Here is a 13,247-nt window from a genome sequence, read left to right as displayed (position 1 = left end):
TTAATACCTGTCTTAAGATGAAAATAGTCCAACTCTAAAACTACTTTTTGTGGGCTCTCTATTACCCGGCAGAGTATTCTAATTTGGAAAAAATAAGATCACGCATTTTTTTAGAATTATTTTCCTAACAGAGCTGGCAGTTTAATAACTAAATATTTTTAAGAGTTTTCCTGAAGCTTAGAGAAGTTGGATTTTAGCTGGTGGAAAGTTAAAAATATATTGATGGGATTAATTCTTATTGAGAGAAGTTGACCCAATGACTGTGAGAAGTTACGGATTTCTCAGCTCTTCACCATCAAATTCCGGTTCATTGGGTGCCGGAGTTGTATCCACTTCCGACGAATCCTGTTCAACCTCCCAGCTCTTCAGCACCGCGTCAATATCCTTTTCCAGGCGCACACGGGGAAATTTGGGGCAGGGTGAATCTCTATCTGGATCATGCCATGCGGATAGGGGGGCTACAAAAACTACGTAGGATTTATGCAGGCGATTTCGCCCAATACTCACTTCTGTCCATGTTGTTTGCCAGGCAAACTTTCCCCTTACCGCATAGTCGCTTTCGTAGGATTTTAAAGTGAGAAAATAGGGGTAAATCTTCCCTCGCTTGCAAATAATTCTGCGTCCGGTCTTTATATTTGCCATTTGAGTAAATGGATCAAAATACCAATTAATATCGTATCCAAATACGAATTGCATCTCTCCATTTTGCCTTAAAAAAGCGTAGGATCTCCCAGTGCCATCGGGCTTGAGACTCCAGACATGCCGCGCTTCACCATCGCGGGAAATCAGCCAGGCCCCAACCCATTGACTGGCATCGTAGCGTGATTTTGCATGCCAGCCTTCATTGAGTGTTTTTCGTTTCTCTTCGCTGGCATTTGCACTTACGACAAAAATTAGCAGTGGCAGGAAGAGATAGAATTTTATCCATTCCCACCCACTACTCATCTTTTCCACGCACGGATTAAATAGCGTTCGCACGGAATTAAGCTGCTAGCGACTGACAATATCCGGGCAACTTGCACCGGCCTTGGGGGTTCGCCAATCAGCCAACCGACGCTGAAAGCTCAGAAGTCCACCGCCCGCCTGCAGCCAATGACGGCCATCAATCACTGCAAATAGGAGGGTGGCACGGCTCCAATCTCGAAATGCGACAGATACAACCCCGCCCTTACAGCGCACCGAAGTTCCCGTTTTAACCCGCACCCGGTCACCATCCAATTGCCAGTTAATGGCAAAACCATGGGTCAATAGGCCTTTGGCATTAAATCCATAGGCATATCCGGAGCCATCGGCATGCAGTTGCCACACTAATTGATCATCGCCTTCACTCACAACCAGCCAATTTCCCGCCCACTTTTGCTGGGCGGACTCCGCCGAGGCCCACATTGGTATCGCTAGGAAAATTGCTGTGACAAATGGAACAACCGGCTTGATAAAACGCCGCTTTGGTAAATGACGCAAAAACTTCATGCGCTGCCCTACGGTATCGGCCCCAGTGCATTACAGGGGGCGGGTTATTCAAAAGACGACTGGGGAAGTCGCCAATTTTCCTTTCCGATTACGGGGCTAAAGCCTCACTTATCGGCATGAAAAAACGCTCAGGCGCTATTTTTCACATTCCTCGAAAAGTAAGGCTAGACGCAATTTACAACGGTGGCAGGTTAAACGTTAAAAATATTCAAATTTACGACAAATTCACAAAAAGAATGGCAAGTCACTTTTACCGGTAGTCCATCTATCTGGATTTTGCTTCGGAAAAATTCTTGTCTGCTCTCCACACCCGATACTTTAACTGCACGCCCTGAGGCAGATATATAACCATTGGCAACTTACTGCTATAAGGCAGCATCAAGCCATCACCGCGCACGGTGATAAATCGCCGGGATTCACTGCCTTGGGCACAGACCTTTTGCGTATCTGTGGTCGGGGTCAGGTCGGACAGGACATAGAAGGGGTAACCCCAGCCTGGGAGTATGTCCTTGCGCAATGGGGCGCTAAAGCTTTGCAAGTTGCATTCCGCGACTTGGCTTTTTCCCGGTATCAACTCAACCCTAAAGCGACTTTCATCGACAACCTTGGGCAGCTTGATAACGTGACGTAACTTGCCATCAACCTCCTCTGGAAATGCATCCAGAGGCTCAGAACTGTGGCAATCCAGGGCCAGTAACAACATGAAGGCAGTGGCAACTAATTTTGACATGGTATGGCCTCACTACTGCGTAGGGAAATGGCGGACAAAACTTTTTAAAGTCTAGTTCGCTTTTGTCTTCGCAGTCCCCACCAGAGCAGCGCCCCCAAACCAATTGCCAAAGCAAACAGAGCGGCAGTCCATAGGTATCGCTCCTCCCCCATCGCAGGTGGCTCCAACTTGGAGTGGGCCAGATTGAGATCCGCCCGCAGATTTTGAAACGCGGCAATAACTTCTGTAGAACTGGCACCACCAATCAAGTCACCCCGCAATTGCTGCCATTGGACCTGAAGCTGCTCCACCAGTACCTTGTCACGAATCAGCAGCTCCTGTCGTAACGGCCTATACCCATCACGATAAGCCAGCATTAACTTACCGTATGCCGATGTTATATCTCCTCCTCGATAGTCCGTCTCCGCCAGCTGCAGCAAGCCAATTGCGCTGATAAGAGGGGGGATCAGAGTGCGTACAAGGTGGGGGTTTCCGCGCCACCACATCAGTGCTTGTTGCAGAGTTGGATCAAGTTCCGCCGGTTTAGTGGTCGCCATTCCCGGCAGTCCCAGTAAGCCGGGGTAACGGGTCGCCAAGTCGGAAGAGGGTGGCAACTGATTTGCCACTGGAAAAGCAGCGACAGTCACCGCTAATCCCCAACGCTGTAGGCCGGTCAAGTCTCCATCAATGTCGACTGTGTGAATAGAGTCAGTTTCTGGGTCCAGGGTGTTATAAAGATCATAGAGACTGAACCCCGCCATTCTCTCGAGATCATTGAGGGCTGGGCCTTCATTACTACCCCCACCGTCGACACCGTGGCAGATGGCACACCGCTGCTGATAAACAGGCATCATAAAGCCCGGCGAGGGCAAAGAGTAACTGGGTGACCGCTGCAGCTGATACAAAGCAGCAAGGCGGTCGGCGATTGCATTGGCTCGACGGCGCACCTCTGCGCCGGAATCCTTATTCTCAATCGCCTTACGCAAGTCCGAGAGGCTTTTCTGCAAACCCTGCCGACCAGGCCGATCGGGGAGTTGAGTGACCAGACGCAGTACTTCTTCTACCTGTTGCTTCTGTAGTTCATACAGAGGAGTGTCCAGTCGCTGCCCGTTCTCTACGGCGTCGCCGTAGTCTACCGCTATATAGGAGAGAAGATTGCTGGCCTGAGCGGCCAAAGTATTGCTGCTTGAAGTGTCCTGGGCTGAAACAGGTGCGATTAAGCCAGCTAGGAGGGTAAACAGTAAAATCCATTTGAATCCCATTAGTGGCTTCCGGATCGGGCAAGTTTGATCGATGTTAGGAGCCTCTCGACAGATTGCGGGGCACCTTTATTAGGGTAGAAATAAAAAACCCCGCTCGAGGCGGGGTTTCTGCAATCGGAAAGCTTAGCCGCGATCCGCTCGCTCTTTGGCAATTAGGTAATCCGCCACTTGCAGCATCAGCTCCTGGCCATTGCTCTTACCCTTATATCCGGGGAAAGAGGAACTGATGCGGTATTTACCCGCAACAACAACTTCCGGGGTACCAGTCATTTTGTAAGCGCGCTGATTGGCCATACCTTGCTTAACTTTGCTGTTGATAGCGAAGGAATTCATCAGCTTCGCAGCTTTGGCACCATCTTCACCATGCTTGTTAAACAGAGCCTCGATAGCCTTTAAGTCAGGCACCCAGTTGCGACCTTCGCGGACAGCCAGCATCTGGCGCTGAGTGTAGATGGTGTTAAAGATAGGCGTGTGCATCTTTTCCAGAACACCCATGGAATCTGCTACGTAGTAAAGACGAGCGTGTACATCCATAACCGGCTGCCAAATTGCTGGCAATTTCAGCAGCGCAACATCGCTGGGCATCTTTTCTTTCCAGCGCTCCAGAGTTGGCTCAAAAGTGAAGCAGTGGGCACAGCCGTACCAGAACATCTCAGTCACTTCGATCTTGTCGTTGCTCTTTTGTGGTACAGCCTGCGGCAATACTTCATAGTGCTGGCCCGCTTTGAACTCGCCACTTTCCTGGGCGCAGGCAACGAGGCTGAACATTACAGCAAAAACCATCGTGATCGGGGCGAGAAATGCTCTCATAAGTCTTCTCCAACTTTTATTTAGTGGTGCGAACGCCATCTAGCGGCGGGCTGTCGAGCCACTGAGGACACAATAGACAACGCAGATTATTTAAGTTCCCGGACCCTCGTGCAAGGAAACACTGCAAAAACTGCCTAGTACGTCTTTGGAAAGCGGCTTTATGCTCAGGCGACAGGCACAAAAAAGGCCGGTTGCAGACCGGCCTCAGTGTACTCAAACCCTGTGACTATTAGTCAGTCAGGCCTGCGATATAGTTGGCCAGCGCCTTGATCTCTGCATCGGAGAGTTGCTTGGCCACGGTGCGCATAGTGCGAACTTCACCGTCATTGTTGCGGGTACCCGCACGGAATGCTTTCAGTTGGGCTTCGATATACTCTGGATACTGACCGCCCAGACGAGGGTAACCGGCCGGTGCATTGCCCAGTCCAGCAGGTGAGTGGCATCCCATACAGGCGGGAACACCAGTCTCCATATTGCCACCACGGTAGATTTTACGTCCAAGCATCAGGCCGTCGACGTTCTCACCGTTGTTTAGCATCACGGAAATAGCCTCAGATCCGGTCAGCTGCATTGGCTGCGAGGCAAAGTAAGCGGCAATATCCTGCAGGTCCTGATCGTTGAAGCTATCCAACTGACCGATCATTTGCGGCACATCGCGGGCCTTTTTACCGTCAGGTGTACCTTTAATATCTTTAAGCTGCTTATACAGATATTTTTCGCCGAGTCCGGCAATTTTTGGAAAAGCCGGAGCAATACTGTTACCGTCTGCACCGTGGCAGGCTGCACATTGAGCGGCTTTTGCCTTGCCCGCAGCAGCGTCGCCCGCAGCCAGCGCCAAGGGCACGGCGCCCAAGCCGAAAACTAAACCGAGTGCCAGAGCAGTGTTCTTGATAATGCTGTTCATACGTCGTCCCGTTGCGCGCTGAGAGATGGCGTTTCGCACCGCCCCCGATAGTCCTGCGACGCGAAAACGGCGGCATTATATACTTGCGCGCCAAGCGAGTGTACCGAATAAACAGACTTATACGATGTCAAATTCAGAATTTAAAGCCCAACCACCAAAACTGAACTACCGTTCCATACAATTTCTCACCAGTGCCCCCACCCTGACTGAGTGTCCGGAGGACTTTGGTGCGGAGGTGGCCTTTGCCGGTCGCTCCAATGCGGGGAAGTCCAGTGCCATCAATGCGCTCACGGAAAACAACAAGTTGGCGCGTACCTCTAAAACACCGGGACGCACCCAGTTGATCAACTTTTTTCGCCTCTCCGACCAGCAGCGCCTGGTGGATCTGCCCGGCTATGGTTTTGCCAAGGTCGCCCGCAGTATGAAAGATGAGTGGCAGCGCCATCTGGCCACCTACCTTGAGAAGCGGGAGTGCTTGCGTGGACTCGTGTTACTAATGGACATTCGCCAGCCCCTCAAGGAGTTCGATCTGCATATGCTCACCTGGGCAGTAGAGGCCGAGCTCCCAGTGCACATCCTGCTAACCAAGGCCGACAAGTTGAAGAACGGTCCAGCCAACAATACTCGCTTTGCAGTGGAGAAGACCCTCAAGGAACAGGGACTTAATCACGGGGTCACTCTGCAGATCTTCTCATCGACCAAAAAAACAGGCCTGGACAAACTCGAGCGCAAGCTCAATGAGTGGCTGGAAATCCCAGAGGAAGGCGCCCCCACTGACGATTGAACAAGCTGGGAGCCCGGGGGCAGCGCCCCCCCGAGCAACACAAGCACTTCAATTTTTCTCACACCGGAGATAATTCCTAAAAGTGAACTCCGGGCACACCAGTTGCCGCTGCTTTGCGCTTCTGTTCGGGGATCAGGGAGCGAAGCAGTACCCGGTGCAGCCGTCGGCGTGCCCCCGGAGTTAAACAATGCAATTCCTCTGCATGTAAGTACCTCTGCGCGAGAAGAGCGGCAAGAGTTTCTTCGTGTATGGCAATCGTCAGCAGACGGGAATTGCCATCGACATTCATCTTTTCACTCCCCTCAGTGCACTCTGTTTCCGCCATTGATACAGGCGGATATTCTGGCTGTGGAGAACTCGCGTACCTGCTGCTGTGTCTCTCCGGGGTAGAGTGAGCTGATGCAATCCGCCGCAACCCTTTGCTTATGGCTATCGCCCAACTCGCGGGCGAGTACTGAGCTGGCGCCGGCAAGTATGTAGTTTCGAAGTTTTTCATCACCCAGCTCCCGGTAGGCAGCCATTAACCAGATAGCGCTTTCACTAAAACGCGTTGCCGAAATGGCATAAGTTGGCCACTGCTTTTCCAGAAGAAAGCTGGCCAGATCGAAGGCGCATCCCAAATAAGGTATTGCTTCGGCGTAATTGCACTCTTCAAGCAAAAGCTTGCCGCGCTCAATCCAATCGAGCCACGCCTTTTCCGCTCGATCCGTGTCAGCGGTCAACCATTGGCGATGGTTGGCACACAAGTAACGTAAATTCACCGATAACCCCCCATATTTGATTTAACTTAAAGATAATGCGAACCATTATCATTTGCAAGCGCATTCACAAGCAACTTTTGCTTTCTGCTGTGATGGCGTCATTTACTGACATAAAAAAAGCCGGCAGATGGGGGCTGCCGGCTAGGGGACAGTGCCCTTGGGGTGGGGCACTTGTCAGACGCACCCAGGGGGACGGGTACGCCTGAGGGTTCTTTTCATCCCAATATTTCTTTACCTGCTTCGATATTAGGCTGAACTTTCATGCTTCCCAAGCGCATATTTGAGCCTTTAGATTAGACCTATGCCATGCCCCCGATTATGCCGGAAGTGGATAACAGGCAATGTAACCGTGGGACCTAGAGGTAACTGTGAAAAACCTCTGCGGGAGTCTTGGGGAAAGCCAATCTAAGGACCTGCTCGCCGCATACGAAAACTTAAAGTAGCTGAGCGGCTCATAAAACGATTTAAGCGCTTAACTCAAAAAGGAAAGTACAGGTGCCCCGCTGAATGAAATTGCAAAACTCTATGAAAGACATAAAAAAAACCCCGGAGTTGGGGACCATCCGGGGTAGAAAAAGCTAAACGCTTTGGGGTTAGGGAGCAACAATGAACTGATTACTTGGATAGGCTCTCAAGCCCGATGGTTCCCGCCCCTTTGGTAAATAAGTGTAAACAAAATACGTGTTTTGGCGCCTCATACGTTCTTCTATATAAAGGCGGTCGATTTTTATCAAATTGTTAACTCAGCCACTGGCCCATTGCTGTGCAGGCGGCGAATACAATCTGCAATCAACGGCGCACAATCTATCCACTCACAGTTTCCTCGCAGCTGCGACTGAGGAAGAGAATTAGTCACCACAATTGATTCCACCGGCAAGCGCGCCATTGCTGTATGGGCATCGCGACTAAATTGTCCGTGGACACAAAACACCAAAATCCGCCTCGCTCCCGCTTTTATCACCGCGTCCACTGCCCGTGTAACTGTGTGGCCAGTAGCAAGTAAGTCATCGACGATAATGACCGTGGCATCCTTAACTTCCCCAATCAAAGTTCCCCCACTCAACAGAGCACCGCTGCGATACTTCTCCACAAATGCGCTAGCCACCGGCACCCCCAACTGATCCCCAAGGGCCAAACGGAATTTTTCCGCACGCTTTATCCCTCCTTCATCTGGAGACAAAACAACCAGGGGACCCGGGTCTCCGGATAGGCGCATTCGCGCTACTTCAATCAACAGGGGGTTGGAAACCAGGTGAACTGTGCGGCAGCGGAATGCGTTCTCAAAGGCCGCCAGGGAGTGAACATCCATAGTCACGACTACATCCACTCCGGCGGCTTCCAGAAAACTGGCTAGATAGCGACTCGGCAGGGGGTCGCGCAATTTGGTTCGCCGCTCTTTTCGTGCATAGCAAAGGTAGGGGATGACCGCAGTCACTCTCGCGGCACCGGCATCGCGAAGCGCCCCAATAAAAAACAGGCAGCGCATAAGTTTCTGGTCAACACAGCTGCTGGTATCGGTGTAAAGGGATTGGACCAGAAAAACATCCGCCCCTTCCACGTCATCCAGTGGCCGAACTTTGTGTTCGCCATCATCGAATTGACGCTCTTCATGGCGAGATACCGGTTCACCGAGACTCGCGGCGACACGTCCTGCGAAGTCTGCTCCCACATCGAGACTGAATAACTTAATGCGGCTCATAAGCTCAGTACCCTGCCTGGCGCCTCACACTCGCTAAGCGCCTTGCCCACGTTTTAATAGAAGTATGGACAGTGGAATTTAGGATCTGGAGTACTGCGGGTGTTGCAGTTGTTGCGGCTTGCGTGGATAGGGAGGGTCAGGGCTAAAAAACAGGCAAAAAAATGCCCCGGACTTGGGGGAGTACCGGGGCAAACATCTGACTTCCTTGGGGGATGATGACGCATTCCAACGATCTTGCCTTTTTAGAGGGGCTGTCGCCGGAACAGTTCCACGGAATTTCAAAAAGATTGTAAAAACGCCTAACAAAACACAAAAATTGGCATTTTATTCATCTGTACCAACAAGAGCGCGCCAAATCATTCCGGACAGCGCGCCTCCCCTCAATTCTTAGATGATTTTTTCGGTCAAATTAGTGCGCCTGATCCCAATCTCGGCCCTGCCCCAGATCCACAATCAGGGGAACGTGGAGTTCTGCCGCGCCTTGCATCAATTCAACAATGCCATCGGCCACAATTTCGACCTCATCCTTGGGTACTTCAAGAACCAATTCATCGTGTACTTGCATAATCATCCGGGTCGCCAGCTTCTTCTCCCTGAGCCAGTTATCCACAGCGATCATGGCCCGCTTGATAATATCGGCGGCAGTACCCTGCATTGGCGCATTAATTGCGGTCCGCTCTGCTGCTTGGCGCTGCATGCCATTGCGTGAGTTAATTTCCGGCAGATAGAGACGGCGTCCAAACAGGGTTTCCACATAGCCCTTTTCTGCGGCCTGTGCACGGGTATCTTCCATATAGCGCAATACACCCGGGTAGCGCTCAAAGTAACGGTCGATATAAGTTTGGGCGTCAGCCCGGGGGATATCCAACTGCTTGGCCAGGCCAAAAGCCGACATGCCGTAAATCAAACCAAAGTTGATCGCTTTGGCCCGCCGGCGCTGCTCATCAGTCACCTTATCCTGAGCTACTTCAAAGACTTCTGCCGCCGTCGCGCGGTGAATATCTGCGCCTTGAGCAAATGCATCCACCAACCCTTTGTCCCCAGACAGGTGAGCCATAATACGCAGCTCAATTTGGGAGTAGTCCGCAGCGATGATCTCACTGCCACCATTAATTCTTGGGTCAACGGTGAAGGCCCGACGAATACGGCGCCCCTCCTCTGTACGAATGGGAATGTTCTGTAAGTTAGGGTCACTGGAGGACAGGCGCCCGGTAGCCGCTACTGCCTGGTGATAAGAGGTATGTACACGACCGCTACCCGGGTCGATCATCTTTGGCAGTTTATCGGTGTAGGTATTCTTCAGTTTGGCCAGGCCGCGATACTGCATTATCAGTGCGGGCAGCTCGTGGTTGTGGGCCAATTCCTGTAATACCGCCTCAGCGGTAGAGGGCGCACCTTTGGGGGTCTTCTTGATCACTGGAATCTGCAACTTTTCAAACAGGATCGCCCCCAGCTGCTTGGTGGAGCCCAGATTGAACTCTTCGCCGGCTACTTCGTAAGACTGCTGTTCCAGCTCTCGCATTCGCTGCTCAAGTTCAGCACTCTGCTCCGCCAACATCTTGGCATCGATATAAGCACCGTTACGCTCCATACGGGCCAGAACTGGTAGCAGGGGCATCTCAATTTCATCGAGTACCTTTACCAGAGTTGGCTCTCGCTCCAGACGCGCACTCAACTCATTGTGGAGACGCAGGGTGATATCTGCATCTTCAGCCGCATAGGGGCCCGCTTTGTCTAGCTCGACCTGGTTAAACGTCAGCTGTTTGGCGCCTTTACCGGCAATATCCTCGAAGTGAACCGTGTTCTCCCCCAGGTACTTGAGTGCGAGACTATCCATATCGTGGCGGCTGCCAGTGCTGTCCAGAACATAGGACTCCAACATGGTATCCCGTGCGATGCCGCGCAATTCAATATCGTAGTTGGCCAGGATATGACTGTCGTACTTCAGGTTCTGCCCCACCTTCTTCTGCTGTGGATCTTCCAGCAGGGGTTTGAGTTTGGCCAGTACTTCGTCAAACGGCAGTTGCTCTGGTGCACCCATATAGTCGTGGGCCAGGGGAACATAGGCTGCACGATAGGGCTCCACCGCGAAGGACACCCCCACTAATTTTGCCTGCATATAATTGAGGCTGGTGGTTTCCGTGTCGAAGGCAAAGATGTCTGAACTCTTCAGTTGTTCCAGCCAGGCATCGAACTCCGACATTTCTGTGACGATGACGTAATCGCGCTCAACGGCTTCCGCCATGGCTTCTTCAGCCTCTTCACTGGTTAGCTCTTCTAACCAGCCGCGAAATTCATTCTGCGTGAATAGCTCAACCAGTGCCTCTGTATTGGGCTCTGAATTGTGCAGTTCCTGGGGGTGATAAGGCATCTCCACATCGGTTTTGATAGTGGCGAGCTTATAGGAGAGTTCTGCCGCCTCGCGGTGCTCCGCCATCTTTTTGCCGAGGGTTTTTGAGCCACGGAACCCCAGCGGTGCAATGGCATCCAGGTCGGAATAAATGGTCTCCAAGCCTCCCAGATTCTGTAACAGTGCCAGAGCGGTTTTCTCGCCCACACCAGGAACTCCGGGGATATTGTCTGATTTATCTCCCATCAGGGCGAGAAAATCGATAATCAGTTCTGGACCTACACCAAATTTCTTAGTCACGCCCTCGCTGTCCATTTCGGTATTGGACATGGTGTTAACCAAGGTAACGCCCGGACGCACCAGCTGTGCCATGTCTTTGTCGCCGGTGGAGATTATGACTTGCTGCCCCTGACTCTGGGCCTCCAGCGCCAGGGTGCCAATCACATCATCAGCTTCAACACCGTCGACCACCAAGCGCGGCAATCCCATAGCGTCGATGATGTCGTGAATGGGCTGAATCTGCTCACGCAGGTCATCTGGCATAGGAGGGCGGTGGGATTTGTATTCGGCAAACATCTCATCGCGAAAAGTCTTGCCCTTGGCATCAAAAACAACCACTACAGGACTGCCTGGATGCTCCTTGAGGTGGCGGCGCAGCATACTAATCACACCGCGCACCGCACCAGTAGGCTTACCCTGGCTGGTGGTCAATGGCGGCAGCGCATGAAAAGCGCGATAAAGGTAGGAGGAACCATCCACCAAAATCAACGGGGCGGCTGAGGTGTTTTGTTTACTCATAGACGATGAATTCTTGCTTGCTTAGTTTGGCGTTCAGGACGCGCGGCAGGCCGATAGGATAACGCCCTTCGCTCTGTTTTTCCGCTTACTGATTCTTTCCCGCCAGACACCGTAGGCAACCTCTGCACAAAAGCCCACTCGACTTACCCCGCCGATTAAAACTATCGGCGCATCGATCTCACCAAATCTCCAGGCTTGGCTAGTCTTGCCGGTAGCGACCTTATGCGTTCGCTACTCCCCGGAAATCAAATTGTCACAGGCTGCCCCCAGGCAGTCAGGGATCTTTTATTTCCAAAAAACTGTGCCACCCGATGTTGAAGGAAGGATTCGAAAGATGAGAGGAGTGATGCGTGCCACCCTGTTGTTTGCCGCAAGTATCTTTGCCATTTCGGCAAGTGCCGGCTCGGATTGCAGTGGAGAGCATACCGCTGAAGCCGAGGCGACTGATGAAATACACTCACAGCAGTCTGAGGTAGAAGGCCATGAGTTAATACTCAGGCAAGCTATCCGTGAGAGAGAAAATGATTTGCTGGAGAGACAAAAACAGCAGCTGGAGAAACTGCAAAAACAAGCGGAAAGAGATGCTGCCCGGGTAGAGAAACTACAGCAAATAACCAATCGTTCCTAGAAGCCACCCTACCAGATCCCGCCCCCTCCCTGGGTAGGCGGGATACTTGGTGCCCTCAAGGAGCCTCTGATTTATCCTTGTTGCGGTCGGGAACCTGACTCAAGCAAGTGCGGGCTTGAGACAAGAGAGACTCTATCAATTCCCTGTAATCAGCATTTTCATTCAACTGATCTCCCAGCAGATCCAAAGCGGCGTAACGCAGCCCCAAATTTTCTGCCAACTGTTGATCTCGTTCATTAGCCGGCATGTCTCCAAATAGACAGCCGTCGCCAATCTGTGACAAATCCAGCATTGCCTTGGCACCATAGCCCCCGCCACTGCCGTCGCCCAGGGCGTGGGTTTTCACTCCTGCAGAACCAAAAAAGTGACCATAGGCATCGTGCGTAACAACGATGGGAACTTCACGATACCCGTACAAGGCCCGATCGAGTACTTTCTGCAAGTTGGCCATCGAACTGGAAAACTGCCGTGCACGCCCCATAAACAATTCCGCCTGCTGCGGCTGTAATTGCGCCAGGCGCTCAGCGATCTGCGCCGCAGCTATTGCCGCATTGCGGGGACGCAACCAGAGGTGGGGGTCGGTAACACTGGCACCCTCATATTCAAGGGTCTCTATATCCAGCAGCTGCATTTGCCGGCCTGCTGGTAACAGCGCTGCCTGTTTTGCCAACACCCCCTCCATTTGCGGCCCCAGCCACACCAATAGTAGGGCGCGCTCTAGTGCAGCCCGATCGGAAACCGAAGGAGCATAATGGTGAGGATCTGCTCCCTCAACTAGCACCCGAACAGGAATATCCTCACCGGTTATTTCCCGGGCGATCAGGGCTAAAGGGCGCACGCTGACGACCAGCTCTCCACCACTGCCGGATTCCGGTTTGCTACAAGCCGGGAGAAAGAGCCCGAATAGAAGCACCGTGGAGATTGTAAAAAGACGTTTGAAGGGATACATCAGAGACATTAGGCGGCGAAAAATTGCGATATAATCACAACCAGCGCCAAGCTGCCAGCCTGGTTGTCCATATCCGGTAAAGAAGGTATGGAAGCAAACATCTTAAAGACTTCCCTGCGGAGA

The 13,247-nt window shown here is 52.0% G+C and carries 13 protein-coding genes; 2 read left to right on the top strand and 11 right to left on the bottom strand.

Annotated features, from left to right (window positions below):
• Positions 1-270 precede the first annotated feature (270 nt).
• The 6 genes from ACG1BZ_RS00360 to ACG1BZ_RS00335 all read right to left on the bottom strand — a co-directional run bounded on the left by ACG1BZ_RS00360 (position 271) and on the right by ACG1BZ_RS00335 (position 5,155).
• On the bottom strand, positions 271-945 hold the full coding sequence (locus tag ACG1BZ_RS00360; RefSeq protein WP_282930497.1) for a hypothetical protein: 675 nt from the start codon (positions 943-945) through the stop codon (positions 271-273).
• Between the two features lie 45 nt (positions 946-990).
• A complete protein-coding gene (locus ACG1BZ_RS00355; RefSeq protein ID WP_413663934.1) occupies positions 991-1,470 on the bottom strand; it encodes a hypothetical protein in 480 nt (159 codons plus the stop codon).
• A gap of 265 nt (positions 1,471-1,735) precedes the next feature.
• Positions 1,736-2,200: an ecotin family protein gene (locus tag ACG1BZ_RS00350; protein WP_282930499.1), complete on the bottom strand. Its 465-nt coding sequence runs from the start codon at positions 2,198-2,200 to the stop codon at positions 1,736-1,738.
• Positions 2,201-2,244: 44 nt separating this feature from the next.
• Entirely contained in the window at positions 2,245-3,441 is a 1,197-nt protein-coding gene (locus tag ACG1BZ_RS00345; RefSeq protein WP_413663933.1) for a c-type cytochrome, read from the bottom strand.
• 123 nt (positions 3,442-3,564) lie between these two features.
• Positions 3,565-4,251, bottom strand: coding sequence for a thiol:disulfide interchange protein DsbA/DsbL (locus ACG1BZ_RS00340; protein ID WP_413663932.1), 687 nt, complete (start codon positions 4,249-4,251; stop codon positions 3,565-3,567).
• 229 nt (positions 4,252-4,480) lie between these two features.
• Entirely contained in the window at positions 4,481-5,155 is a 675-nt protein-coding gene (locus tag ACG1BZ_RS00335) for a c-type cytochrome (protein ID WP_413663931.1), read from the bottom strand.
• A gap of 124 nt (positions 5,156-5,279) precedes the next feature.
• Between ACG1BZ_RS00335 and yihA the strand changes: the two genes are divergently transcribed.
• Positions 5,280-5,939, top strand: coding sequence for a ribosome biogenesis GTP-binding protein YihA/YsxC (gene yihA, locus ACG1BZ_RS00330; RefSeq protein WP_413663930.1), 660 nt, complete (start codon positions 5,280-5,282; stop codon positions 5,937-5,939).
• A 76-nt stretch (positions 5,940-6,015) separates the two neighbouring features.
• On the opposite strand, the gene ACG1BZ_RS00325 is transcribed toward yihA, so the two are convergent.
• The 4 genes from ACG1BZ_RS00325 to polA form a co-directional block, all read right to left on the bottom strand.
• Positions 6,016-6,228, bottom strand: coding sequence for a hypothetical protein (locus ACG1BZ_RS00325; protein WP_413663929.1), 213 nt, complete (start codon positions 6,226-6,228; stop codon positions 6,016-6,018).
• Between the two features lie 13 nt (positions 6,229-6,241).
• Positions 6,242-6,700 carry a hypothetical protein gene (locus tag ACG1BZ_RS00320; RefSeq protein WP_413663928.1) on the bottom strand — a complete coding sequence of 153 codons (459 nt, stop codon included), beginning with the start codon at positions 6,698-6,700 and terminating at the stop codon, positions 6,242-6,244.
• Positions 6,701-7,430: 730 nt separating this feature from the next.
• The gene (locus tag ACG1BZ_RS00315; RefSeq protein WP_413663927.1) at positions 7,431-8,399 is read right to left on the bottom strand and encodes a ribose-phosphate diphosphokinase; all 969 of its coding nucleotides are present in this window, start codon (positions 8,397-8,399) and stop codon (positions 7,431-7,433) included.
• 409 nt (positions 8,400-8,808) lie between these two features.
• The gene (gene polA, locus ACG1BZ_RS00310) at positions 8,809-11,547 is read right to left on the bottom strand and encodes a DNA polymerase I (protein WP_413663926.1); all 2,739 of its coding nucleotides are present in this window, start codon (positions 11,545-11,547) and stop codon (positions 8,809-8,811) included.
• Between the two features lie 334 nt (positions 11,548-11,881).
• On the opposite strand from polA, the gene ACG1BZ_RS00305 reads away from it, so the two are divergent.
• Complete coding sequence (locus ACG1BZ_RS00305) at positions 11,882-12,175, top strand: hypothetical protein (RefSeq protein WP_413663925.1); 294 nt, start codon at positions 11,882-11,884, stop codon at positions 12,173-12,175.
• 55 nt (positions 12,176-12,230) lie between these two features.
• On the opposite strand, the gene ACG1BZ_RS00300 is transcribed toward ACG1BZ_RS00305, so the two are convergent.
• The gene (locus tag ACG1BZ_RS00300; protein ID WP_413663924.1) at positions 12,231-13,133 is read right to left on the bottom strand and encodes a metal ABC transporter substrate-binding protein; all 903 of its coding nucleotides are present in this window, start codon (positions 13,131-13,133) and stop codon (positions 12,231-12,233) included.
• Positions 13,134-13,247: the final 114 nt, after the last annotated feature.

The sequence above is a fragment of the Microbulbifer sp. CNSA002 genome, assembly GCF_047324085.1.
In the GTDB taxonomy this organism is placed as follows: Bacteria; Pseudomonadota; Gammaproteobacteria; order Pseudomonadales; family Cellvibrionaceae; genus Microbulbifer.
This window is presented reverse-complemented; position numbering and strand designations above follow the sequence as displayed.

Bases quoted from the DNA above. Each gene is read 5' to 3' on its own strand.
- ACG1BZ_RS00360 (WP_282930497.1), bottom strand. From the start codon at position 945: ATGAGTAGTGGGTGGGAATGGATAAAATTCTATCTCTTCCTGCCACTG.
- ACG1BZ_RS00355 (WP_413663934.1), bottom strand. From the start codon at position 1,470: ATGAAGTTTTTGCGTCATTTACCAAAGCGGCGTTTTATCAAGCCGGTT.
- ACG1BZ_RS00350 (WP_282930499.1), bottom strand. From the start codon at position 2,200: ATGTCAAAATTAGTTGCCACTGCCTTCATGTTGTTACTGGCCCTGGAT.
- ACG1BZ_RS00345 (WP_413663933.1), bottom strand. From the start codon at position 3,441: ATGGGATTCAAATGGATTTTACTGTTTACCCTCCTAGCTGGCTTAATC.
- ACG1BZ_RS00340 (WP_413663932.1), bottom strand. From the start codon at position 4,251: ATGAGAGCATTTCTCGCCCCGATCACGATGGTTTTTGCTGTAATGTTC.
- ACG1BZ_RS00335 (WP_413663931.1), bottom strand. From the start codon at position 5,155: ATGAACAGCATTATCAAGAACACTGCTCTGGCACTCGGTTTAGTTTTC.
- yihA (WP_413663930.1), top strand. From the start codon at position 5,280: ATGTCAAATTCAGAATTTAAAGCCCAACCACCAAAACTGAACTACCGT.
- ACG1BZ_RS00325 (WP_413663929.1), bottom strand. From the start codon at position 6,228: ATGAATGTCGATGGCAATTCCCGTCTGCTGACGATTGCCATACACGAA.
- ACG1BZ_RS00315 (WP_413663927.1), bottom strand. From the start codon at position 8,399: ATGAGCCGCATTAAGTTATTCAGTCTCGATGTGGGAGCAGACTTCGCA.
- polA (WP_413663926.1), bottom strand. From the start codon at position 11,547: ATGAGTAAACAAAACACCTCAGCCGCCCCGTTGATTTTGGTGGATGGT.
- ACG1BZ_RS00305 (WP_413663925.1), top strand. From the start codon at position 11,882: ATGAGAGGAGTGATGCGTGCCACCCTGTTGTTTGCCGCAAGTATCTTT.
- ACG1BZ_RS00300 (WP_413663924.1), bottom strand. From the start codon at position 13,133: ATGTCTCTGATGTATCCCTTCAAACGTCTTTTTACAATCTCCACGGTG.